The sequence below is a fragment of the Wolbachia endosymbiont (group B) of Xylocampa areola genome (assembly GCF_964028205.1).
GTDB lineage: Bacteria > Pseudomonadota > Alphaproteobacteria > Rickettsiales > Anaplasmataceae > Wolbachia.
Genome location: NZ_OZ034771.1, coordinates 310,151 through 333,848 on the forward strand (window position 1 = coordinate 310,151; position 23,698 = coordinate 333,848).

Sequence of the window (23,698 nt, forward strand, 5' to 3'; positions counted from 1 at the left end):
TTATGACAGCGATAGTAGAAGCATTTGGAAAGCCGCATGTAAATGTGGGAACGATAGGACATGTGGATCATGGGAAGACAACGTTAACAGCGGCGATAACAAAGCATTATGGTAATTTTGTAGCATATGATCAAATAGATAAAGCGCCAGAAGAAAGAAAGAGAGGGATAACAATAGCAACAGCGCATGTTGAATATCAAACAGAAAAGAGACACTATGCACACGTTGATTGCCCTGGACATGCTGATTATGTAAAGAATATGATAGTAGGTGCAGCACAGATGGATGCAGCGATATTGGTAGTGTCAGGGGTTGATGGGCCGATGCCACAAACGAGAGAGCATATATTGCTGGCAAAACAGGTGGGTGTTGGATATATCGTGGTATATATAAATAAAGCTGATGTTGCTGATGCTGATATGATAGATTTGGTAGAGATGGAAGTGAGAGAGTTGCTGAGTAAGTATGGATTTCCAGGTGATGAAGTGCCTATGATAGTTGGGTCTGCGTTAAAAGCATTAGAGGATGATAGTAGTGAGTATGGAAAGAAATCAATAGATAAATTGATGGAGAAGTTAGATGAGTATGTGGCAGTACCTCCAAGGCCTATAGATTTGCCGTTTTTGTTGCCAATAGAAGATGTATTTTCAATATCGGGCCGAGGGACGGTAGTAACAGGAAGAATAGAGAAGGGGGAGATAAAGACAGGGGATGAGATAGAGATAATAGGTCTGAAAGCGACGCAAAAGACGATATGTACTGGTGTTGAGATGTTTAAGAAGTTGCTAGATAAGGGAAGTGCAGGACTCAATGTAGGAATACTACTAAGAGGAACAAAGAGAGAAGAAGTGGAGAGAGGGCAAGTATTGGCAAAACCAGGGACAATAACCCCGCATAAGAAATTTAATGCGGAGGTGTATATATTGAAGAAAGAAGAAGGAGGAAGGCATACACCATTTTTTGGAAATTATCAGCCACAGTTTTATTTAAGGACAACGGATGTAACTGGGAGCATAAAATTGCTAGATGGAAAGGAGATGGTAATGCCAGGGGACAATGTAAGTATAGAAGTGGAGTTGCAAGTACCAATAGCAATGGATAAAGGATTACGTTTTGCGATAAGAGAAGGTGGTAGAACTGTTGGTTCTGGCGTTGTTTCGGAAATTTTAGAGTAAACTTTGAATTATAGGAGTGTAGCTCAATTGGTAGAGCGCTGGTCTCCAAAACCAGAGGTTGTAGGTTCAATTCCTATCGCTCCTGCATTAATATTATGGTAGAAATGTTAAAAAACCTGTATGTTTTTTTTTGCGATATAAAGCAAGAAATAAGGAGAATTGCTTGGATAAAAAAACAGCAGGTATTGTCATCTTTGTTTATTGTAATAACTGTTATATTATGCTTTTCGATTTTCTTTTGCTTCGTAGATTTTATGTCTCTTTACGTAATTAAGACTTTATTTGGAATTATTTATGGAATATAAGTATAAATGGTATATCATTAAAGTCGATTACGGGTATGAGAAGGATATATGCGAGTTGGCAACCAATACTGTTTACTTTAAGGAGGTGTTTATTCCTTATCAGACAGTATGTGATGTAAAATCTGATATAAAAGAGTTATGTGAAGTATATATATGTATGCATCTGTGTGATGAAAGCAAAAATATTTTGAATCAAATGACTGGGTTTTGTGGTGATGAGTCTGGTCATTTTGAGATGATTTCAGATGATGAGGTAATTTTAAAACGTAAGGAATTTAATAGATATAAGTGGTACATTTTAAGAGTTGCCTCTAATTATGAAGAGAAAGTGCGCCAATATATATTAGAAAATTCTATGAGATTGAATATTAATAATTATTTTAATAGGGTTTTTATTCCTTGTGAAGAATTAAGTGAGATGGATTTAAAATCTAAAAAAAATGCTAAACGAAGGAAGTCCTTTCCTGGTTATGTCTTTTTATACATGAATTTATGCGATGAGGTATTAAATTTTATTAATAATATACCAAAATCTCTTAAGGTTTATGGATTTTTGAAAAATGGTAATGTTCCAAAGGTGATTGAGGATAATGAGATTCGCTCAATGTGTAGTGCGCTTTACAATGCTCAAGAAACGAAAAAGTTGAGTTATGGTTATGAGAAAGGTGAAAAAGTAAAAATTAATGATGGTCTTTTTCAAAATTTTACTGGTAAGGTAGATATGGTAAATGATGAGAAAAAAATTATTAATATTGAAGTATCAATCTTAGGTAAGCCAACAATAATAGAGCTTGATTTGGCTCAAGTAGAGAAAATAGAGGATTAATTATGAGTAATGTAGTTGCTAAGATTAACTTGCTTATGGAAGCTGGAAAAGCAGTTCCAGGACCGAAAATTGCTTCAGTACTTGGCCCGCGTGGTATACCTGTTCCTAAATTTTGTGAAGCTTTTAATAAAGCTACTAGCGCTGCTAACGCTAGTTATAAAGTAGGTGATTTAGTAACAGTGAGAATTTCCATAAAGGATGATCGCTCTCATGATTTTACTGTCAGCGGTCCGCCTGTGGCTTATTTGCTTAAGCAGGAAGCTAAATTAAGTAAAGCTTCTGGTAATTCTGGTAAAGAATTAGTGGCTAAATTATCTATGTCTGCTATCATTAAAGTGGCAAAGTGTAAGATGGTTGATATGAAAGTGGATAATGAAGATTCAGCAGTGAAGATGGTTATAGGCACTGCAAAATCTATGGGTATAGAAGTTGTGGAAGGTTAGGTAAATGAGTACATATAATGATAATTCTAAGCAATGTTTGGAGAAGGTTGTTGAGTCTGCTTCAGCAAAATTTAATGAATCAGTTGATATCGCAGTCAATTTAGGTGTAGATTCACGTAAATCTGAAGAGCAGGTGCGTGGTACAGTAGTTTTGCCTAAAGGTATCGGGAAGAATATTAAAGTAGCTGTTTTTGCTCAAGATAAACATTTATTAGAAGCTGAAAAAGCTGGTGCTGATATTACAGGAGGAGAAGATTTAATTGAAGAGATAAAAAAAGGTAGAAAGTTGAATGTTGATTGGTGCATCACTACTCCTGATTTCATGGCAAAAATCACTCCTATTGCAAAAGTATTGGGTGCTAAAGGGCTGATGCCTAACCCTAAATTTGGTACTGTGACTTCTAACATTGCGGAAGCTACTAAAACCATTAAGTCTGGTCAAATAAAATTCAGGACGGATAAAAATGGGGTTATTCATGGTAAATTAGGAAGTATTAAATTTGATATTGATGATTTGCTGGAAAATTTAAAAGCCTTTCTTAAAGTAATTAGAGACAATAAACCTGCTTCTGTGAAAGGAGTTTACTTTAAAAGCGTTTTTTTAAATTCAACTATGGGTAAAGCTCATAAAATAAACAAAGTAGAAGATATAATTTAAGGGAGCGAAATTGTGAAGCGTAAAGATAAGGATGAATTTATACAAAACATAATGAATGTGTTTGTAAATAATGATTTCTTAATATTGGTAAATTTCAAGTCTATGAATGTTAGCAATTCATTAATTCTTAGGAATAGTCTAAAATCTGTAATGGGTGGGATGTTAGTAGTTAAAAATACTCTAGCTTGCTTGGCTTTGGAAAGGACTGGTAAATTTTCTTATTTATCAGGTAAATTTTCTGGTTCTGTTGCTATTATATATTCTAGTGCTATAGTAGAAGCTGCAAAGTTAATAGTTGATTTTATTAATGCTAACAAAGAAAAAATGTCTGTGATTTGTGCGGCTCATATAAATGAATTGTTAACAGTGGAAGATGTTAACAAATTGGCTAAGCTTCCCTCTCTGGATGAATTGCGTGTTAAAATTATGCGTTTAATATCTTATGATATTCCTGCTCGGTTAGCATTGTCTATTAATTCATCTTCTATGAGGCTTATGAGAGTTTTGGATTACTATAGTTCTAAAAAATAAATTTGTTGTTAAATAAGGTGGTCAGTATGAATAATGTAACAAGTGATTTGGTTGATAAAATATTATCTTTAAATCTATTAGAAGCTTCTGAACTTGTAAAAGTTCTAGAAGAAAAAATAGGGTTGCCTAGTGGTTCTTTTCTTGGTGGAGCTGTTGGTGCTGGGGTGCCTATTAGTGATAATGCTAATGCTCCTGTTGCTCAAGAAAAAGCTGAATATAAAGTTGTAATCAAAGAGATTGATGCAAGCAAAAAAATAGGAGTGATTAAAGCTATTAGAGAAGTTAATTCTACATTGAATTTAAAAGAAGCGAAAGAATTAGTTGAGTCTTTACCCAAAGATTTGACTGCTAATGTTTCTAAAGACGAAGCAGAAAAAATAAAGCAAAAACTTATTGAAGCAGGAGCAACTAAAGTTGAGCTTGAATAAAATGTTAGTATATTAATTTTATGTTGATATAGCTCTTTTAATTAGTGAAGGTATTTTAATGGTTGATTCTTCTTATATGTGTGCTTCTAGTGCTTTTGTTCCTAGAGTTTCTTATTCCAGGTCGATTGATTTAAAAGATTCTTTGTTGGATTTGGTTAAAGTCCAAAAGGGGTCATATAATTCCTTTACTCCTAATAATGAGAGTAATGAAAGACTTGAAGCTATCTTTCATACAATTTTTCCAATATCTGATCCTTTGCATAGGGCTACTATCGAATTTTTGAATTGTAGGGTAGATGATCTTAAGTATAGTGAATCTGAATGTATAAAACGTGGTATAACTTTTTCTGCTCAGGTTATTGCTTCTATACGTCTTGTTATTATGCAGGATGGTGTTTCTCTTGAAAAATATCAAGAGATTAAAGAAGATGATGATCATTCTAAGCTTGCAACTGTTATAAAATCTGCTGAAGAGCAGGAGGTTCGCTTTTGTGAACTGCCTATGATGACTGATAAAGGTACTTTCATCATCAATGGCGTAGAGAAAGTTATCGTTTCACAAATGCATAGATCTCCTGGAGTGTTTTTTGATAGTGATAGGGGAAAAACTTACAATTCTGGCAAATTGATCTATTCTGCTAGAGTTATTCCTTATAGAGGTTCTTGGCTTGATATTGAGTTTGATGTTAAAGATCATTTGTATTTTCGTATTGATAGAAAGAGAAAGTTGCCAATATCAGTTTTATTAAAGGCTTTGGGCTTATCAAATAATGACATACTTAATAAATTTTATGAAAAAATAGAGTATATAAAACATAAAAGTGGCTGGAGAGTACCTTTTTCCCCTGATAAATTCAAGGGAGTGAGGCTTCCTTTTGATTTAAAGAATGTTGAAGGCAATGTGTTACTTAAAGCCAATGTTCGTATTACTTCAAAATTAGCTAAAAATCTATATGATAACGGATTGAAAGAGTATCTAATTCCTTATGATTCTATATGTGGTTTATTTCTTGCAGAAGATTTAATAGATAGTGCTAGTTCTACAAAAGTCTTATCTGCTGGTGAATCTATAAAATTAGAGGATATAAAAAAGCTTGAATTATTATCTATAGATAAAATATCAGTGTTGAACATAGATAATGTTTCTGTTGGACCTTACATATTAAACACACTTTTCTTAGATGAAAACATGTCTTATGAGAACGCTCTATATGAAATATATAAGGTTTTGCGTCCTGGTGAAGTTCCTGTTTTAAAGATAGTAGAGGAGTTTTTTCGTAATCTTTTCTTCAGTTCGGAATATTATGATTTGTCTAACATTGGTAGATTAAAACTTAACTCTTGCCTTGGGTTAAATTATGAGGAAAATTTAACTACTTTAACACATGAAGACATTATTGAAATTATAAGAAAAATAGTATTGTTACGTGATGGTCAAGGATCTGTAGATGATATTGATCATTTAGCAAATAGAAGAGTCCGTTCAGTTGGAGAGTTTATAGAAAATCAATTTAGAACTGGATTATTAAAATTGGGACGGGCAGTAGTTGATTCTATGTCTACTTCTAGTTTAGATAAAGTCTCTCCATCTGATTTTATAAATCCAAAAGTGTTAACCAATGTCTTAAGAGATTTTTTCAACTCTTCCCAATTATCTCAATTTATGGATCAGACTAATCCATTATCTGAAATAACACATAAAAGAAGGTTGTCAGCGTTAGGTCCTGGTGGTTTAACAAGAGAGAGGGCGGGATTTGAAGTGCGTGATGTTCATCCAACTCATTACGGAAGAATTTGCCCTATTGAAACTCCTGAGGGGCAGAATATAGGCTTAATTAATAGCTTAGCTATATACGCTCGTATTAATAAATATGGGTTCATTGAAAGTCCTTATAGGAAAGTAGTTAATAAGGTTGTTACTGATCAAATTGAGTATCTGTCTGCTATAGATGAAGGTTTATATTATATAGCCGATACCAGCGCAAAGCTTGATGAGAACAACTGCTTTGTTGATGATATGTTATACTGTAGGTATGCTGGTACCTTTGTAATGGTAAATAGTAATCAAGTAAGTTACATTGATTTATCTCCTAAGCAGGTAATATCGGTTGCTGCTTCTTTAATTCCATTTTTAGAAAATGATGATGCTAATAGAGCGTTAATGGGTTCAAATATGCAGCGTCAAGCTGTACCTTTATTGAAGCCTACTGCTCCTTTGGTTGCTACTGGCATGGAATCTTTCGTAGCTTCTGGCTCTGGTGCTGTAGTTTTAGCAAAACGTGGTGGCATAGTTGACAGCTCAGATAGTAACTCTATAGTTATACGTGCTTTTGACAAAGGAGGAATTAACTACTTGGATGTAGATATTTATCATCTAAGAAAATTTCAGCGTTCTAACCATAATACTTGTATTAACCAGAAACCACTGGTGCATGTAGGTGATTGTGTTAAGGAAGGTGATGTGATAGCTGATGGTCCTGCTATTAATAACGGTGAATTGGCACTTGGCCAAAACTTGCTAGTCGCTTTTATGTCTTGGCAAGGTTATAATTTTGAAGACTCAATCATTATTTCTAGTGAAGTTGTTAAAAAAGATCTATTTACTTCTATTCATATAGAAGAATTTGAATGTGTTGTACATGACACTCCTTTAGGGTCGGAAAAAATAACTCGTGCCATACCCGGTGTTAATGAAGAAAATCTTTATCACTTGGATGATAGTGGTATAGTAAAGGTTGGTACAAGAGTTGGTCCAGGTTATATTTTGGTGGGGAAAGTTACACCTAAGCATTCTCTTTCATTGCCTCCTGAGACAAAATTGTTAATGACAATTTTTGGTGAAAAGTCATTTGATTGTGTGGATTCCTCTTTATATACATCTCCAGATATTGAAGGGATAGTGATTGATGTGCAGGTCTTTACACGCAGAGGGGAAGAAGAAAACGAAAGGGCGTTTCTTATTAAACAAAAAGAGGCAAACGACTTTGAGAAAGAACGAGACCATATAATCAATGTTATTAATCAATATTTCTATGATGAATTAAGAAAAATTCTTATTAATTCTGGCTCTCAAGATCGAGAAAGTATTAATTTTATTGAACGTGAGGGATGGTGGGATATAGGATTGAAAAACCAATCTATTTCTAAGCAAGTTGAGAGCTTAAAAAAAGATTTTGATGAAAAAGTATCACATGCGATAGCAAACTTTAAGCGAAAAGTAGAAAAATTGCATGAAGGCTATGATCTGCCTCAAGGTGTGTCGATGTCAGTAAAAGTTTTTATTGCTGTAAAACATAGTTTGCAGCCAGGGGATAAAATGGCTGGTAGACATGGAAATAAAGGTGTGATTTCTCGAGTTGTTCCAGTAGAAGATATGCCTTATTTAGAAGATGGTACTCCTATTGATATTATTCTTAACCCTCTTGGCGTTCCTTCGCGAATGAATGTAGGTCAAATATTGGAAACGCATGTAGGTTGGGCTTGTAAAAAATTAGGAGAAAAAGTAGGCAATATTCTTGATGAGATCAATAAAATCAAACGTGCTTTTTGTGAGGCAATTAGATCTCTCAGTGATGATGATTTTGAAAAATTTGCAGCATTATATCTTGATAATAAAAAATTTGAGGATATTAATGATGATGAAATAACGGCTTCTATTTTAGATACGCCTAATAAGGATGAATTAAATAATGAATTGACTACATTAGTAGAGAATTATTTCAACTCTTGTAAAGATGCACACAGTAGTTTACGTCACTTCCTGATTGAGGTTTATAGTTGTGGCAGTAATTTATCTATTTGTAATAACATTCGCGATATTAATGATAATCACCTCATTGAATTTGCGTATAAGTTGCGTGATGGCATTCCTGTTACTGCACCTGTATTTGAAGGTCCAAAAGATGAACAAATAGTAAAGCTATTTGAACTTGCTGGATTGGATAACTCTGGGCAAGTTGTATTATATGATGGTTGCTCGGGTGAGAAGTTTGATCGCAAAGTTACAGTTGGTTACATGTACATGCTTAAGTTGCATCACTTAGTAGATGGTAAAATTCATGCGCGTTCAGTAGGACCTTATAGCTTAGTTACTCAACAACCTCTTGGAGGAAAGTCTCATTTTGGTGGTCAGCGTTTTGGTGAAATGGAATGTTGGGCATTGCAAGCCTATGGTGCTGCTTACACTTTGCAGGAAATGTTAACTGTGAAGTCTGATGATATTAATGGCAGGGTTAAGATTTATGAATCGGTAATAAAAGGTGACAGTAACTTTGAATGTGGAATTCCTGAATCCTTTAATGTCATGATAAAAGAGTTGCGTTCCTTGTGTTTTAATGTGGATTTGAAGCAAAATGACATAGTAATTGAAGATATATCTCATACTAACATCGCGCAATCTTTTAATGAGGTTAGCATTTCCATTGCTAGCCCTGAAAGTATTAAACGTATGTCTTATGGAGAGATAACAGATGTTTCAACTGCAAACTACCGTACATTCAAAGTTGAGAAAGGTGGATTATTTTGTCCTAAAATTTTTGGTCCTGTCAATGATGATGAATGTTTATGTGGAAAGTACAAAAAAAGAAGACATAGGGGCCGTATATGCGAAAAATGTGGAGTAGAAGTTACATCTTCTAAAGTAAGAAGAGAAAGAATGGGTCATATAGAGCTTGCATCTCCTGTTGCTCATATATGGTTTTTGAAGTCACTTCCTTCAAGAATTGGAGCATTATTAGATATGTCTCTTAGAGATATCGAAAGTATTTTGTATAGTGATAATTATGTTGTAATAGATCCTCTTGTTTCCTCTTTTGAAAAAGGTGAAATTATTAGTGAGAAAGCTTATAATGAAGCTAAAGATAGCTATGGGGTCGATAGCTTTATAGCTATGCAAGGTGTTGAAGCTATAAGAGAATTGCTAATACGCCTTGATTTACATGAAATTAGGAAGAATTTAAGACAGGAGTTAGAGTCTGTTGCTTCTGAAATGAGAAGAAAGAAAATTATAAAGAGATTACGTATTGTTGAAAATTTTATCAAGTCTGGAAACAGACCTGAGTGGATGATACTTACAGCTATACCTATTTTACCACCTGACTTGCGTCCCTTGGTATCGCTTGAAAGTGGTCGACCTGCAGTTTCTGATTTAAATCATCATTATAGAACTATTATTAATCGAAATAATAGATTGAGAAAATTGTTAAGTTTAAATCCTCCTGAGATTATGATTCGTAATGAGAAAAGAATGTTACAAGAGGCAGTTGATTCTCTTTTTGATAATAGTCGTCGTAATGCTCTGGTAAATAAAGCTGGCGCTACTGGATATAAAAAGTCTATTAGCGATATGCTGAAAGGAAAGCAAGGTCGTTTCCGTCAGAATCTTTTAGGAAAAAGGGTAGATTATTCTGGACGTTCTGTAATAGTTGTTGGTCCAACTTTGAAACTAAATCAGTGTGGATTACCGAAAAGAATGGCTCTTGAGCTATTCAAGCCTTTTGTTTACTCAAGGCTTAAAATATATGGAATGGCTCCAACTATTAAATTTGCTAGTAAGTTAATAAGAGCAGAAAAGCCAGAAGTTTGGGATATGCTTGAAGAAGTAATAAAAGAGCATCCTGTTTTGCTAAATAGAGCGCCTACGCTACATAGGCTTGGTATTCAGGCTTTTGAGCCAGTCCTTATTGAAGGTAAAGCAATACAGCTTCATCCACTTGTTTGTACAGCATTTAACGCTGACTTTGATGGTGATCAAATGGCAGTACATGTGCCAATTTCATTGGAAGCTCAACTTGAAGCTAGAGTGTTGATGATGTCAATTAATAACGTTTTAAGTCCTTCTAATGGAAGACCGATTATAGTTCCTAGTAAAGATATAGTGCTTGGTATATACTACCTAACTTTACAGCAACTTAAGAAGGATGATTTACCACTTTTTTGTGCTTTTTGTGAAGTTGAGCATTCCTTAAACAACGGTACTCTGCATATTCATTCTCATATAAAGTACAAAATGGAACACATCAATAGCGATGGAAACATTCAGTATAAAACTATTTGTACAACTCCTGGACGTTTAATATTATGGCAGATTTTTCCTAAACATGAGAATCTAAGCTTCGATTTAATAAATCAGGTATTAACAGTTAAGGAAATAACTAGTATTGTTGATTTAGTATATCGTAGCTGCGGTCAAAGTGCTACAGTGGTATTTTCTGATAAATTGATGACACTTGGCTTTGAGTATGCTACATTTTCTGGTACTTCTTTTAGTCGTTGCGATATGGTCATACCTGAAACTAAAGCTACACACGTTGATTATACAAGGGGTGAAATTAAGAAATTTTCTGCACAGTATCAAGACGGACTAATCACTAAAAGTGAGAGGTATAATAAAGTTATAGATGAGTGGTCTAAGTGCACAGATATAATAGCGAATGATATGTTAAAAGCGATATCTCTGTATGATGAAAATAGTAAGTACAATTCAATATATATGATGGTTAGCTCCGGTGCAAGAGGTTCTACTTCCCAGATGAAGCAGTTAGCAGGAATGCGAGGGTTAATGACCAAACCTTCTGGTGAAATTATAGAAACACCTATAATTTCTAATTTTCGCGAAGGATTAAATGTATTTGAATACTTTAATTCTACTCACGGTGCGCGTAAAGGTTTAGCTGATACTGCACTTAAAACTGCAAACTCTGGATACTTAACTCGTCGCTTGGTTGATGTATCTCAAAATTGCATAGTTACAAAACATGACTGTAAAACGAAAAATGGCCTTATTGTAAGAGCTATAGTTGAAGGTAGTACTATAGTTGCATCTCTAGAGAGTGTTGTACTGGGTAGAACAGCTGCAAATGATATATATAACCCAGTAACCAAAGAGTTATTATTAAAAGCAGGGGAACTAATTGATGAAGGTAAAGTAAAGCAAATCAACATTGCAGGTCTTGATGTTATAAAAATTAGATCGCCTTTAACTTGTGAAATAAGTCCTGGTGTGTGTTCTTTGTGTTATGGAAGAGACCTTGCAACTGGTAAAATTGTTTCAATAGGTGAAGCAGTTGGTGTTATCGCTGCTCAATCTGTTGGAGAGCCAGGTACTCAGTTAACGATGCGTACTTTCCATATAGGTGGGGTAATGACTAGAGGTGTTGAATCCTCAAATATTATAGCTTCTATTAATGCTAGAATAAAATTAAACAATAGTAATATAATTATAGATAAAAACGGAAATAAAATTGTGATAAGCCGTTCCTGTGAAGTCGTTTTAATTGATAGCCTTGGTAGTGAAAAATTGAAGCACAGTGTGCCTTATGGTGCTAAACTTTATGTAAATGAGGGTGAGTTAGTAAAAATTGGTGATAAAGTTGCAGAATGGGATCCGTATACACTACCTATTATTACGGAAAAGAGTGGTACAATATCTTACCAGGATTTAAAAGATGGAATTTCAATCACTGAAGTGATGGATGAATCTACAGGGATATCAAATAGAGTAGTAAAAGATTGGAAATTGTACTCTGGTGTAGCTAATTTACGTCCTCGTATTGCACTGCTTGATGATAATGAAAAAGTAATAACACTTTCAAGTGGTGTGGAAGCATGTTACTTTATACCAGTTGGTGCAGTGCTTAATGTACAGGATGGCCAAAAGGTTCATGCAGGTGATGTTATCACAAGAACGCCGAGAGAGTCAGTTAGAACTCGTGATATTACTGGTGGCTTGCCTAAGGTTATAGAATTATTTGAAGCACGTCGTCCTAAAGAGCATGCTATCGTTAGTGAAATAGATGGCTATGTAATGTTCTCTGAAAAAGACCGTAGAGGAAAACGCAGTATAGTAATTAAACCTGTAGATAAGCAAGCTTCTCCAGTTGAGTATTTAGTATCAAGAAGTAAGCATGTAATAGTTAATGAAGGTGATTTTGTGCGTAAAGGTGATTTATTGATGGATGGCGATCCTGATCTTCATGATATTCTACGTGTGCTTGGGTTAGAAGCGTTAGCACACTATATGATTTCTGAAATACAGCAAGTTTATAGATTGCAAGGTGTGCGCATAGATAACAAGCATTTAGAAGTGATCTTAAAGCAAATGCTACAAAAAGTAGAAATTACCGATCCTGGTGATACTATGTACTTAATTGGAGAAAATATTGACAGGCTGGAAATTGATAGAGAAAATGATGCTATGAATAACTCTGGAAAACGACCTGCTCATTATCTTCCTATTCTGCAGGGAATTACTAGAGCAAGCCTTGAAACTAATTCCTTTATTTCTGCTGCCTCTTTCCAAGAAACAACAAAAGTACTTACGGAAGCAGCATTTTGCGGAAAGAGTGATCCTTTGAGTGGGTTAAAAGAAAATGTTATAGTAGGAAGGTTAATTCCTGCTGGTACGGGTCTGATTATGAATAAGGTGAAAGCACTTTCGCTTTGTGAAAATATAGATAAATATGAAAAATATTTTGATATTGAGACTTATGACGAAAAATTGCTGAGTGATAATAGTTATCAATTACATTCTGATGAAGAAGAGAGTGTGGTGGCATCGCACTATGATCAGTCAAATTGAATATATCTAATGAGGTAGTATGTTTAATCTGTTTTTAACTAAAAAAATCGATTATATTTTCTTTCACCTCTGTGCTGTCTATTATGTTATTTACTCTTACACGAAATTCAGATGAGTTTTGAAGCCCGCTACTGTACCATCCTATATGTTTGCGGGCCATCTTTATTCCTGTATCGCTTCCATAGTACTCAAGAATACTGTCATAATGCTTGAGTATTATGCTTAATCTCTCTGAGGCTGTTGGCTCAGAAACTTTATTTCCACTCAAAAAGTTTATTGCTTGATTAATCAGCCAAGGTTTGCCGTAAGCACCACGACCTATCATTACTCCATCTGCCCCAGATTCTTTAAGTGCACTTTGAACATCATTCAAACTCTTAATATCTCCATTTACTATAACTGGAATTTTTACCTGCTCTTTAACATTTCTAACGAATTTCCAATCTGCTTGACCATTATAAAGCTGTGCCCTTGTCCTTCCATGTACAGTAATCATCTTTGCTCCCAAATCTTCTGCAATTTTTGCCAAGCGCGGAGCATTACGATTTTCGTCATTCCATCCAGTACGCATTTTTACTGTAACTGGCACACTCACTGCCTTGACTACAGCTTCTATTATCTCAGCAGCCTTTTTTTCATCACGCATAAGTGCTGACCCTGCGTAACCGTTTACAACTTTTTTAACTGGACAACCAAAATTTATATCTATGATTTTTGCACCCATGCCCTCATTTAACTTTGCAGCTTCCGCCATAACATCAGGCTCACAACCAGCAAGTTGTACAGCGGTTAGTTCATCGACTTTTGCTTTTTGCATGCTCTGGCGAGTTTGCATGATCATAGCTCTGCTTGCAATCATTTCTGAGACTAGCAAACTTGCACCAAGTTTCTTTACAATACTCCTAAATGGATAGTCAGTCACTCCAGACATTGGCGCTAAAATAACTGGAGAATCAATCGTCAAACTTCCTATTTGTAGGGACATAGGCTTTCTAGTCGCTAGAAAATGCATTTTTAACACTATTACAAGCTGCTATTATAACATCTTGCACAAATGAATTTGCTTTCTCTATAAGAGAAGGCTCTACCTCTACCACCTCGCACCTCTCATAATGACCAGGCGTTAAGTATATCGTTTCTTGTTTTTTATTTCCCCATAGTTCGTTGTTCCGTTGATAACCTTCATTTATCATTTCAGGATTTGGCTTAAATATACCTTGATTATGTGATATATGAGGATGAAGGTGGATTTCGATATTTGCCAACGAAGCTAAGATAGGAATTTCTTCTATGAAAATAAAGTAATTTTGACTACTAATTGCCTCTAGATAAGATCTATAAATGGATTTGCCATTCAGAAAAGAATTTGTCACACTTTCGCTACTATAATTTTTGTCATATCTTTTTGTGCTGATAAGGTTATTAACAGCAAGTTCTCTTAAGTTACTACTCACTTCATTTTCAGGTAATCCTGTACTAAGTAGTTTTTTTATCAATTTTTCAACCTTTTTTTCAACCTTTTTTATTTTCTTTTTTGTGTGCTCAGCTAACTTTTCTATTTCCTTATACTTATCTGTTAGATCTCTTGGCCTGTCTAAAAACATATTAAAAACTGTCCGTAATTCAGCTCTTAAAGCAGGTGGCATTCTTTCATCATCTAAAGAATTGAATTGACTTAAAAATTTATGCCACTCTAATCTCATTTCTTGTGCTTTTTCAGCTCTATATTTACTGGAATCACCTTTCTTCGCTCCAAACACAGCATGGAAAAAGCAGTTACCGTCCCCTACAGTATAACATCGAACAACTTTTGTTTGTTTAGGTTGCTCACTTTTTGTTGAGCTGATACTAATACCACTATCTGTAGATGGAGAATAGGAATTTCTACGTACCCTCTTATCCGAATCATTTGTTTGTCTTGATATAGTATCTAGTCCACTATCCAGTGATTTACTTCTTGTGAATTTTTGCTCTTTTGGACTCTTTTCTTCCTTTACAGTTCCTTTTCCATCAACATAACCTTTTACCAAGTGAAATAAAGGTTCGACGATCATTTTATACGTCGCTGCAAGCACTATTCCCATTAAGATCCAAGCTACAGGATGAAAAATTAGCATAGCAAGTGGTAAGGTTAAGAGGAAAGACCCCACTATCAGTCCCAAACAGCCGATAGTAACTGTAGCTGCTAAGTATATACCAAGCGCATAAATGGCAAATCTTCCACCAGCTTTAAGTTTGGTGAAGTGAGTACTCTCTTTAAATTCATCGTATTTTTCTATGACGCCTAACATATTATATTTTACGTTTATTAATTCTAGCAAATTATGAAGGTAAAATCAATATTAGCATTTATATGTAAAAATATTGAGCATTCAAAGCTTTTGAAGTAGAGTAATGATGTTAGTAATAGCACAACATATGCATGATATAGAACATATACGCAAAAACCCTAAAGGATTTGAAAAAGCAATAAAAAGCAGAGGGGTGAAAGAATTTACTGCAAAAGAAATATTAGAGATTGACCATAAAAAAAGATCACTGACTACTAAATTGCAAGCTTTAAATAAGCAACGAAACGAGGTCACGGAAGAAATAAAGAGGCTTAAAATGAACAAAAGCCCATGTGAAGAACAAGTAAAGTTATCAAAAAGCATCACAAGTGAGATAGAGACAATCAGCCTCAAGGAGCAAACAGAAAAAAATAAGTTAGTGGATATTTTATCTAACTTACCAAATATTTCTGCACAAAATGTACCAATAGGTGAAGATGAGAGCTCCAACGTAGAAATCAGAAAATATGGAAAGAAAAGAAAATTTGATTTTACACCAAAATTTCATTATGAACTCGGAGAAAGGTTAGGCTTGATGGATTTTGAACAAGCAGCAAAAATTTCTGGATCAAGGTTTACAATACTAAAAGGACAGTTAGCTAAGCTTGGACGAGCATTAATAAATTTTATGCTGGAAACACATGTTAATGAATTTGCCTATACTGAGGTGTATCACCCAGCCCTGGTGAAAAACGAGGCGATGTATAACGTTGGTCAGCTACCAAAATTTTCTGATGACTCATATTTAACTACCGATAAATTAAGATTAATTCCCACAAGTGAAGTAGTTTTAACAAATTTAGTTGCTGACAAAATAATAGAAGAAAAAGAACTGCCTATTCGTTTTACTGCATATTCAGAATGTTTTCGTAAAGAAGCTGGCAGTGCAGGACGAGATACAAGAGGTATGATAAGGCAACACCAATTTGGTAAAGTGGAATTAGTGAGCATCACAACTGAAGAACAGTCAAATGATGAGCTTGAACGCATGACAAATGCTGCTGAGGAAATATTAAAAAAATTAGAACTACCGTATAGAATAATGCTGCTTTGTAGTGGTGATATGGGCTTTGCTGCACAAAAGACTTATGATATAGAGGTATGGTTACCTGAGCAAAATAAGTACAGAGAAATATCAAGCTGCTCAAATTGCGGTACGTTCCAGGCAAGAAGAATGAATACTAAATACTTCTTAGAAACTGACAGAAAAACAAAAAAATACGTTCACACTTTAAACGGCTCAGCTTTAGCCATAGGAAGAACAATTGTTGCCATAATGGAGAATTATCAAAATTCCGATGGGTCAGTTACAATACCAAACGTGTTGCAAAGATACATGAGTAATGATACTGTTATAAGCAAACAATAATTTTGACATATAGAAAAGCGAGGAAATAAAGATGAAGGTTCTGGTTATAGGTTCTGGTGGGCGTGAGCATGCTTTACTTTGGGCTTTAAAGAAGTCTCCTACCTTGACTAAGTTATATGTTACTCCTGGTCGCCCGGCCATGGAAAATTTTGGAGTTCTTGTGAATATAAATATTCAAGATTCAGTGGATGTTACACAATTTTGCAAGAAAGAAAATATAGAGCTAGTGATTATTGGTCCAGAGCAACCGATAATTAATGGACTTGCTGATGATTTAGCTGCAGAGGGAATAAATGTTTTTGCTCCAAGTCAAGCAGCTGCAAAACTTGAGGCATCAAAGTCTTTTACGAAGGAACTATGTAAACAGTATGGTATACCAACTGCAAAGTATGAGCGTTTTATTGATGAAAGGTTAGCTAAAAATTTTGTCCGTAGTAATAAAATAAAATTTCCGCTTGTAATTAAAGCAAATGGAATTGCAGCAGGGAAAGGCGTCATAATATGCCACACAGAAAATGAAGCTTTTTCAGCAATAGATTCAATGCTAGTGGAGAAAAATCTTGGTGAGTCAGGTGAAGAAATAATCATAGAAGAGTTTTTAATTGGAGAGGAAGTAAGTTTTTTTGCTCTTATTGATGGGTTGAAGGTAGTAACCCTTGGGTGTGCAAAAGATTACAAGAGAGTTGGTGAAAATAACGAGGGACAAAATACTGGAGGCATGGGGTCATACTCATCACCTTCGATTATAAGTAAGGAGATGGAGCAAAAAATTATCCAAAAAATAATATATCCTACAATTCAAGCACTGACTAACATGGGAACATCCTATAAAGGCGTACTCTTTGCTGGTTTAATGATTTGCAAAGATAGTCCAAAGCTTCTTGAGTATAATGTTAGGTTTGGGGATCCGGAAATACAATCTATTTTACCTAGACTTGATCCAAATTGTGATTTGTTAAAGTTGATGTTGTCAGTTGCAGAAGGCAAGTTAAATACAAAAATGGTGGAGTTTAATCACAAAACTACAGTTTGTGTAGTTGTTGCAAGTAAAGGCTATCCTGGTGATTATCAAAAAGGAGAGGTAATTAAAGGATTGGATAAAATTGAAAACATTCCTGGAGTGCTAGTATTTCATGCTGGTACTAAGCTAGATGAAAATGGTAATTGGATTTCCGATGGCGGAAGGGTGCTAAATATAGTAGGAGAAGGAAATACTGTGGAAGAAGCTAAAAGTAAAGTGTACTCAGCGTTAAATTTTCTAGAATGGTCAGGTGGGTTCTTCAGGTATGATATTGGTAGTTAATTTAGCTCATGCAGAAACGAAAAAAGTCACTTTGCAAGCAGTAAACTAAAGAAAAACATGATATCTGTTCAGATTCATGTGAAACCAGTGCTTCTTTTCTTGTCATGAAAGTAGCTGACACTGGGATCCAGGTTGATGAAAGCACACTAGCATAGAAAGTGGTTACAACGTTTTCGATGAGATTATATGGAAAACTGGATTCCAGTGTCAAGCACTGGAATGACACCGTCTATTATGCAAATTACCTGCTAATTGCAATGTTCGTACAGATGTGGGTCACGCGCTGGAATAACACCCTTGGTGGTAACAACTAAAGAAAAACATCAACTAGGTTTATATTCTATTACTACTGTTTTTGCAATTTTGTCATTAAGGAACTGTTTATGCTTATCAAATGTTGCAAACAATATGATAATAATTGGTAAAATTATAAATAGACTAGAAATACTCAATATTGTATAAAAAATTATAAAATATAACACTCCAAAAGTTCCTGTTCTGATTATTGTTTGTGTTATAGTGATTTTTTCAAGTGTATTTTTGTCTTTTATATGCATACGAAGCAATAATTGTCCCGGAGTTCCGCCGAATTCTATTATCGTAAATGCATAAAATATTAATTCCAATATCAACCCTATTACTTGTATAGCTACTGCTTTATCTAAAATCATTTCAGTTACATTGAGTGATAGAGAATATGCTAAAGTAAATCCAATGATAAATCCGATAACAAACCCCATTCCCTGTACTAAAATATAATCGATTGCAAATGCAAAAATACGTCTTGTAATCCCTGCATAACTTATTTTAGTATCCATACACTTTCCATATTTTGCAATGCTATAACCAGTATAAAAGTTCATTATTAAATAACCGTAAATATGCTATTTTAGCAACATTGACCCACTTTATTATTTGAATTAACATTAAATCATTTACAGTTAAGGAAGTTATGTCAACATCAGTCACAGTTGCGTATGGTGATGGTATCGGACCAGAAATTATGGAAGCGGTGCTGTCGATATTGCGTGAAGCGAAAGCAGAGATCTCAATAGATATTATTGAAATAGGAGAGTGTGTTTATAGTAAAGAATGGTCTCACGGCATTTCTCCAAGTGGTTGGGAATCTATCGAAAGGACAAAGATATTACTCAAATCTCCAACAACAACCCCTCAAGGTAAAGGGCACAAAAGCTTAAACGTTGCACTCAGAAAGAACTTAGGGCTGTATGCAAACATTAGACCATGCATTTCGTATCACCCTGTTATAGAAAATAAATTCGATAAATTTGATGTTGTTGTAATACGCGAAAATGAAGAGGACGTTTACACCGGAATAGAGCATAGGCTCACTGGTGACTCGTACCAATGCACTAAAATTATTACTAGATCTGGCTCAGAAAAAATATGCAGGTATGCTTTTGAATATGCGAAAAAACATAACAGAAAGAAAGTAACTTGCCTGACTAAAGACAACATAATGAAAATGACTGACGGCGCTTTTCATGCAGCGTTTGATCGTATTGCAAAAGAATATCCGGATATAAAGGCGGAACATTATATAGTTGATATTGGAATGGCACGTGTTGCCACAGAACCCGAGAATTTCGATGTTATAGTAACTGAAAATCTATATGGCGACATATTATCAGACATAGTAGCACAAACCTCAGGTTCTGTAGGGCTTGCAGGAAGTAGCAATATAGGTAATGAATATGCAATGTTTGAAGCGGTTCACGGCTCTGCTCCTGATATTGCAGGAAAAAATATAGCTAATCCTTCTGGTCTTTTAAATGCCGCAGTACATATGTTGGTCTATATTGGTCAAGTGAGTACTGCAAAACTAATCTACGATGCATGGCTCAAGACTTTGGAAGATGGAGTACATACCGCTGATTTATATAAGGAGAAAAAGAGTAAACAAAAGGTTGGAACAAAAGAATTTGCAAAAGCTGTTATAGATAATCTAGGGAAAAAACCCACAACGTTATCTGAGCTTATAATTAGCAGTGATTCGGATAGTAAAATAAATAAAGTACAAGACAATTACGAACAAGATTACAAAGTTAAAAAGCTAGTGGGTAGTGATATAACGCTTGCCTGGGACAAATCCAACAATTTTGATCAAATAGTTAGGTTATTTGAATCGAGTAATCTGAAAATGATAGCAATATACTCAAAAGGACTTGCAATTTGGCCAGGAGGCTCAAAGTCTTCAAGTGACCAAATAATCTGCAGGTTTATTGCAAATAATGAAATTACAAATAGTGATGTGAATAACTTGCTAATCAAATTTGAGGAACACAATTTTGATGTGGTGAGAATGGATAAGTTGTATTTGTATGATGGGAAAGAGGGTTTCTTCTCTTAGTGGTTGCTTGATATTTTTATGCTTGTGTGAAACATTAAATATATTATACTAATAGCATCGTGTATTTATGTGAGGTGTAGTAATGAGTCAACATTTTAAGTTAACTGGTCAGGAGTTTTATGATAGTAATGGTCTGTTTAACGTACTAGAGATAAAAGCTGAACAAATTGTAGGTAAAGATTATCAAGCTCTTAGCAAGTTTCTGAAAAAACAATATAATAAATTGATACTTGTAAACCATCCTGACAAAGGTGGAAACAAAAATAGATTTGATCAGATTTATAAAGCTTATCAAGAGCTAAAAAAGTACATTAAACCTTTGGAGTCAGGAAATCCTTGTGTTAAAGTCAGCGTTGATGCTGAAAGTAATGGACGTTTAACGGCAAGAGAGTTTCACTATAGGAGAAAGTTGTTTAACGAGCTAAAAATCAGTGAGGAAGAAGCTGTAGGTAAAGATTTTGATGGGTTGATTGCTATACTAAAAAGAAATGATTGTTCGTTTGGAGAAGACCTAAAAAGCTATAATGAACTTCAGGCTCAAATAGAGAGGATTTTGCTAAATCCAAATTTAGATAATTTTCAGAGGAGTGTACAAAGTGCAAAGTTAATGCAAGAGTTATATCAATATATAGCAAAGCCAAGCATACAATTATTCAATTATATTACTCCTCTAAAAGAAAAGAGAAGCCTAATTGAAGAAGATAAAAAGACATTAGCATTGAAATTTATAGAGCGCAAAAATGCTCTAATGTTAGTACCAAAAATAAGTTTTCTGCCTTTAGCTATATTAACTACAATTACTATAGGTTGCTATTTTTCATGGTGGATCATAGCACTTAATATCATTATTAATAACGCCTCTCGTTTATTAGTAGGTCATTATATGAAAAAGTATGCCAATTCAGAAATTTCTACTGATGAATTCATAAGTAAGATGAGCTATATCGAGCTAAGCAGTAAACTTCTTATCAACTATCCTTTAGCTGCTTTTTCTGTTTATTTAGTTACAATAAATTTCATTGCTAATGGATTAACTGTTGGTGGAGCTGTACTTGGTCCACTATTGTTATTGGCAGTATTAATTGAAATGTTAGCTCCTGTTTTCTCAAAAGGCTGTGAAATATATGCTGACAAGCACACAAAAGATTTACTAGAAGAGGATCCAAGAGATAGAGTGCAAAAGGAGACTGATCTGTTAGGACGGTATGATCCACGAAGGCTATTAATGCCGATAATTATGCCTCTTGTTAGAAAGTGTTTTGCAGAAGTGGCAAGCAAATTTGCTGAGAGGAATTTTGATGAGGTAAAAACTGATATGCCTGATGTTAATACTGAAGGACTATCTAATCCTCAAGCAATTGAATTTGCACAGCAAACAGTATAGTATAAGCTTTTAGCTCTATGCATGGACTCAAAAAAAGTAGAATTAATATTTGAAAAATTTCAACAGTCAAATCCTGCGCCAAAAATAGAGCTAAATTATACCAATCATTTTACGTTATTAGTTGCAATAGTTCTGTCAGCGCGGACGACCGATATAAGTGTTAATAAAATTACAAAGGAGCTATTTAGTATCGCTGATACGCCAGAAAAGATGTTGAATCTTGGGCAAAGTGAGCTGAGAAAATGCATAAGCAGTATTGGTTTATATAATTCCAAAGCAAAAAATATAATCGGGCTCAGCAAAATATTGATTGAGAGGTACAATAGCAAAGTGCCTACTAATTTCGATGATTTGGTATCTTTACCAGGGGTTGGGAGAAAGAGCGCTAATGTGTTCTTAAATTCAGGGCTTGGTATTCCAACATTGGCAGTTGATACTCACGTTTTTAGAGTGAGCAATAGAGTTGGGCTTGTGAAAGAAAAAGATGTACTTAAAACAGAGCAGTCTCTTTTGAATGTAGTGCCAAAAAAATACCTACTTTATGCTCATCATTGGCTAGTTTTACACGGTAGATACATTTGCAAGGCACAAAAACCTTTGTGTGAAGCGTGCACAATTCATGATTTATGTGAGTTTGAATGCAAGAGGTATAAAGTCTAGCACAACACTTCGATATTTCTTACTTTTATCATCCAAGTAGCTGATCTCTATGATGGTGTCAACCGAGTAGCTTACACTGGGATGGCTTTGTTGCATCGCTTATCGGATAGTGGGTAAAGCATAAAAAATTCATGAAACTACCTAAAACTTAGCCATGCCAATATCAGTAAATTTATTGAGTAAGTAACATTTTATTAGCAACTCTTTTTCTCGATTTACTTCAGATCTATTTCTAAAACTAAACCCAAATATTTGCTTTAATCTTGAAAAAAATCCTTCAATATATGACCTTTTTCCATAAACTGCTTCCTTCTTCCACTCTTTCACACCGTCTTTACCACATAATCTAATGGCAGCATTCCTTTCAGCCATATAATCCAATTTTGTATGCTCCGCTGCACGATTTTTCGGTAAAATTTTGTCTTTATATCATATTTTTTGCACAATTTATAAAGCTTGATAGGCTCTGTCTGCATATAATGCTTTTATAGCATGCTGAAAGCTGAGCAAGTCGCAAGCACCATAATGGTCGGAGTAGGCACCATTGCTATATTGTGCAGCTATAGCTTTTTTACTATTTATACTCAATATTACGTGTAGCTTTCTTACCTGTTTATAACTGCGATACTTCGCTATTTTCCTTACTGTGACCAGGTGTATTATCTGATACTTGTACTGTCTATGGCAATTTCAATATCTTCCATATTGTTTTTATCAACTCTGCAATCATTGATCTTAATATTGAAACCTTCTTGAAGCCTGCGAATAGCTAATGACTGCTAACTACTTGCTGCAAATATCCTTTTATAAACCCTACCGTTTGTCTTAAGCCAATTCTAAAGAGACTAGCGACTATATGCACTAAAATCACAACTTTATTACTATAAATATAATTTCCACCTCGCATTTTGGGGCTATTTTCGTACCAATTTTCTATTGCCTCATTAATAAAATGAAAAATATTTCCTCTTTCTTGCAGAAATCTGTTATATCCATGGCAGTTACTGACTCTCATTTTTTGTGACATATTTTTCTTTCGTAGGTTAAATGCCTGTTTTATAGTGAATTTCGTCAGTAACTTCCAGTTCTTTTTATCTGAGCTATGCAACAAAGCCCACTGGAATCCAGTCTTTCTTACCAACAAAAACTTAGAATAACTTTTGTTCTTAAAAAATTTCTAGATTCCAGACTCATGTTTCAATGTTAAACAAGGTACAATAGAATTGAGTAGGGTAATTTCTAGGGAATTATTATATTCTAGAAAAAGTAAAATGTCATCCAGATAGGCTAATGTACAAGGTAAGCTGAATGTCTATAAGGAAAAACAGCAAGGCATT

Annotated in this window: 18 protein-coding genes and 1 tRNA gene; 14 read left to right on the plus strand and 5 right to left on the minus strand. The window is 34.6% G+C overall.

Annotated elements, in window-relative coordinates; translation table 11 throughout:
• Positions 1 to 2: 2 nt before the first annotated feature.
• The 9 genes from tuf to ABWU35_RS01475 all read left to right on the plus strand — a co-directional run bounded on the left by tuf (position 3) and on the right by ABWU35_RS01475 (position 12,944).
• A complete protein-coding gene (tuf, locus tag ABWU35_RS01435) occupies positions 3 to 1,175 on the plus strand; it encodes an elongation factor Tu (RefSeq protein ID WP_007301992.1) in 1,173 nt (390 codons plus the stop codon).
• A 12-nt stretch (positions 1,176 to 1,187) separates the two neighbouring features.
• A tRNA-Trp gene (locus tag ABWU35_RS01440) sits at positions 1,188 to 1,260 on the plus strand.
• Between the two features lie 19 nt (positions 1,261 to 1,279).
• Positions 1,280 to 1,480 carry a preprotein translocase subunit SecE gene (gene secE / locus ABWU35_RS01445; RefSeq protein ID WP_007301991.1) on the plus strand — a complete coding sequence of 67 codons (201 nt, stop codon included), beginning with the start codon at positions 1,280 to 1,282 and terminating at the stop codon, positions 1,478 to 1,480.
• A complete protein-coding gene (nusG, locus tag ABWU35_RS01450) occupies positions 1,470 to 2,306 on the plus strand; it encodes a transcription termination/antitermination protein NusG (RefSeq protein WP_010406831.1) in 837 nt (278 codons plus the stop codon). Before secE ends, nusG begins: the two co-directional genes overlap by 11 nt.
• Positions 2,307 to 2,308: 2 nt before the next feature.
• Positions 2,309 to 2,749, plus strand: coding sequence for a 50S ribosomal protein L11 (locus ABWU35_RS01455; RefSeq protein ID WP_007301989.1), 441 nt, complete (start codon positions 2,309 to 2,311; stop codon positions 2,747 to 2,749).
• 4 nt (positions 2,750 to 2,753) lie between these two features.
• Entirely contained in the window at positions 2,754 to 3,407 is a 654-nt protein-coding gene (gene rplA, locus ABWU35_RS01460) for a 50S ribosomal protein L1 (protein WP_007301988.1), read from the plus strand.
• Positions 3,408 to 3,419: 12 nt separating this feature from the next.
• The gene (gene rplJ, locus ABWU35_RS01465) at positions 3,420 to 3,938 is read left to right on the plus strand and encodes a 50S ribosomal protein L10 (protein WP_007301987.1); all 519 of its coding nucleotides are present in this window, start codon (positions 3,420 to 3,422) and stop codon (positions 3,936 to 3,938) included.
• Positions 3,939 to 3,964: 26 nt separating this feature from the next.
• Positions 3,965 to 4,366: a 50S ribosomal protein L7/L12 gene (gene rplL, locus ABWU35_RS01470; protein WP_007301986.1), complete on the plus strand. Its 402-nt coding sequence runs from the start codon at positions 3,965 to 3,967 to the stop codon at positions 4,364 to 4,366.
• A 58-nt stretch (positions 4,367 to 4,424) separates the two neighbouring features.
• Positions 4,425 to 12,944, plus strand: coding sequence for a DNA-directed RNA polymerase subunit beta/beta' (locus tag ABWU35_RS01475; RefSeq protein ID WP_082241855.1), 8,520 nt, complete (start codon positions 4,425 to 4,427; stop codon positions 12,942 to 12,944).
• Positions 12,945 to 12,978: 34 nt separating this feature from the next.
• On the opposite strand, the gene dusB is transcribed toward ABWU35_RS01475, so the two are convergent.
• Positions 12,979 to 13,929 carry a tRNA dihydrouridine synthase DusB gene (gene dusB / locus ABWU35_RS01480; RefSeq protein ID WP_010402373.1) on the minus strand — a complete coding sequence of 317 codons (951 nt, stop codon included), beginning with the start codon at positions 13,927 to 13,929 and terminating at the stop codon, positions 12,979 to 12,981.
• 7 nt (positions 13,930 to 13,936) lie between these two features.
• Positions 13,937 to 15,235, minus strand: a complete 1,299-nt coding sequence (locus ABWU35_RS01485; protein WP_264685577.1) for an OTU domain-containing protein — start codon at positions 15,233 to 15,235, stop codon at positions 13,937 to 13,939.
• A 127-nt stretch (positions 15,236 to 15,362) separates the two neighbouring features.
• Here ABWU35_RS01485 and serS point away from each other — a divergent pair, with 127 nt between their 5' ends.
• Both serS and purD read left to right on the plus strand, forming a co-directional pair.
• The gene (serS, locus tag ABWU35_RS01490; protein WP_264685650.1) at positions 15,363 to 16,643 is read left to right on the plus strand and encodes a serine--tRNA ligase; all 1,281 of its coding nucleotides are present in this window, start codon (positions 15,363 to 15,365) and stop codon (positions 16,641 to 16,643) included.
• A 31-nt stretch (positions 16,644 to 16,674) separates the two neighbouring features.
• Entirely contained in the window at positions 16,675 to 17,946 is a 1,272-nt protein-coding gene (gene purD / locus ABWU35_RS01495; protein ID WP_264685578.1) for a phosphoribosylamine--glycine ligase, read from the plus strand.
• A 323-nt stretch (positions 17,947 to 18,269) separates the two neighbouring features.
• Here purD and ABWU35_RS01500 read toward each other — a convergent pair whose 3' ends face one another.
• The gene (locus ABWU35_RS01500) at positions 18,270 to 18,764 is read right to left on the minus strand and encodes an RDD family protein (RefSeq protein WP_264685579.1); all 495 of its coding nucleotides are present in this window, start codon (positions 18,762 to 18,764) and stop codon (positions 18,270 to 18,272) included.
• A 134-nt stretch (positions 18,765 to 18,898) separates the two neighbouring features.
• Here ABWU35_RS01500 and icd point away from each other — a divergent pair, with 134 nt between their 5' ends.
• From icd to nth, 3 genes are all read left to right on the plus strand, one after another.
• Positions 18,899 to 20,317 (plus strand): isocitrate dehydrogenase, encoded by a 1,419-nt coding sequence (gene icd / locus ABWU35_RS01505; protein WP_264684952.1) that lies wholly within the window; start codon positions 18,899 to 18,901, stop codon positions 20,315 to 20,317.
• A gap of 82 nt (positions 20,318 to 20,399) precedes the next feature.
• Positions 20,400 to 21,701, plus strand: coding sequence for a molecular chaperone DnaJ (locus tag ABWU35_RS01510; protein WP_264685580.1), 1,302 nt, complete (start codon positions 20,400 to 20,402; stop codon positions 21,699 to 21,701).
• Between the two features lie 21 nt (positions 21,702 to 21,722).
• Positions 21,723 to 22,361 carry an endonuclease III gene (gene nth, locus ABWU35_RS01515; RefSeq protein ID WP_007301977.1) on the plus strand — a complete coding sequence of 213 codons (639 nt, stop codon included), beginning with the start codon at positions 21,723 to 21,725 and terminating at the stop codon, positions 22,359 to 22,361.
• A 141-nt stretch (positions 22,362 to 22,502) separates the two neighbouring features.
• Here the strand turns inward: nth and ABWU35_RS01520 are convergent, their stop codons facing one another.
• Both ABWU35_RS01520 and ABWU35_RS01525 read right to left on the minus strand, forming a co-directional pair.
• Positions 22,503 to 22,733 carry a hypothetical protein gene (locus ABWU35_RS01520; RefSeq protein ID WP_019078687.1) on the minus strand — a complete coding sequence of 77 codons (231 nt, stop codon included), beginning with the start codon at positions 22,731 to 22,733 and terminating at the stop codon, positions 22,503 to 22,505.
• Between the two features lie 397 nt (positions 22,734 to 23,130).
• Positions 23,131 to 23,388: a transposase gene (locus tag ABWU35_RS01525; RefSeq protein WP_012481854.1), complete on the minus strand. Its 258-nt coding sequence runs from the start codon at positions 23,386 to 23,388 to the stop codon at positions 23,131 to 23,133.
• Positions 23,389 to 23,698 lie beyond the last annotated feature (310 nt).

What these genes read in the sequence shown, in the direction of transcription:
- tuf (WP_007301992.1), top strand. Translation starts at nt 3, where the DNA reads ATGACAGCGATAGTAGAAGCATTTGGAAAGCCGCATGTAAATGTGGGA.
- secE (WP_007301991.1), top strand. Translation starts at nt 1,280, where the DNA reads ATGTTAAAAAACCTGTATGTTTTTTTTTGCGATATAAAGCAAGAAATA.
- nusG (WP_010406831.1), top strand. Translation starts at nt 1,470, where the DNA reads ATGGAATATAAGTATAAATGGTATATCATTAAAGTCGATTACGGGTAT.
- ABWU35_RS01455 (WP_007301989.1), top strand. Translation starts at nt 2,309, where the DNA reads ATGAGTAATGTAGTTGCTAAGATTAACTTGCTTATGGAAGCTGGAAAA.
- rplA (WP_007301988.1), top strand. Translation starts at nt 2,754, where the DNA reads ATGAGTACATATAATGATAATTCTAAGCAATGTTTGGAGAAGGTTGTT.
- rplL (WP_007301986.1), top strand. Translation starts at nt 3,965, where the DNA reads ATGAATAATGTAACAAGTGATTTGGTTGATAAAATATTATCTTTAAAT.
- ABWU35_RS01475 (WP_082241855.1), top strand. Translation starts at nt 4,425, where the DNA reads ATGGTTGATTCTTCTTATATGTGTGCTTCTAGTGCTTTTGTTCCTAGA.
- dusB (WP_010402373.1), bottom strand. Translation starts at nt 13,929, where the DNA reads ATGTCCCTACAAATAGGAAGTTTGACGATTGATTCTCCAGTTATTTTA.
- ABWU35_RS01485 (WP_264685577.1), bottom strand. Translation starts at nt 15,235, where the DNA reads ATGTTAGGCGTCATAGAAAAATACGATGAATTTAAAGAGAGTACTCAC.
- serS (WP_264685650.1), top strand. Translation starts at nt 15,363, where the DNA reads ATGCATGATATAGAACATATACGCAAAAACCCTAAAGGATTTGAAAAA.
- purD (WP_264685578.1), top strand. Translation starts at nt 16,675, where the DNA reads ATGAAGGTTCTGGTTATAGGTTCTGGTGGGCGTGAGCATGCTTTACTT.
- ABWU35_RS01500 (WP_264685579.1), bottom strand. Translation starts at nt 18,764, where the DNA reads ATGGATACTAAAATAAGTTATGCAGGGATTACAAGACGTATTTTTGCA.
- icd (WP_264684952.1), top strand. Translation starts at nt 18,899, where the DNA reads ATGTCAACATCAGTCACAGTTGCGTATGGTGATGGTATCGGACCAGAA.
- ABWU35_RS01510 (WP_264685580.1), top strand. Translation starts at nt 20,400, where the DNA reads ATGAGTCAACATTTTAAGTTAACTGGTCAGGAGTTTTATGATAGTAAT.
- nth (WP_007301977.1), top strand. Translation starts at nt 21,723, where the DNA reads ATGGACTCAAAAAAAGTAGAATTAATATTTGAAAAATTTCAACAGTCA.
- ABWU35_RS01520 (WP_019078687.1), bottom strand. Translation starts at nt 22,733, where the DNA reads ATGGCTGAAAGGAATGCTGCCATTAGATTATGTGGTAAAGACGGTGTG.
- ABWU35_RS01525 (WP_012481854.1), bottom strand. Translation starts at nt 23,388, where the DNA reads ATGTCACAAAAAATGAGAGTCAGTAACTGCCATGGATATAACAGATTT.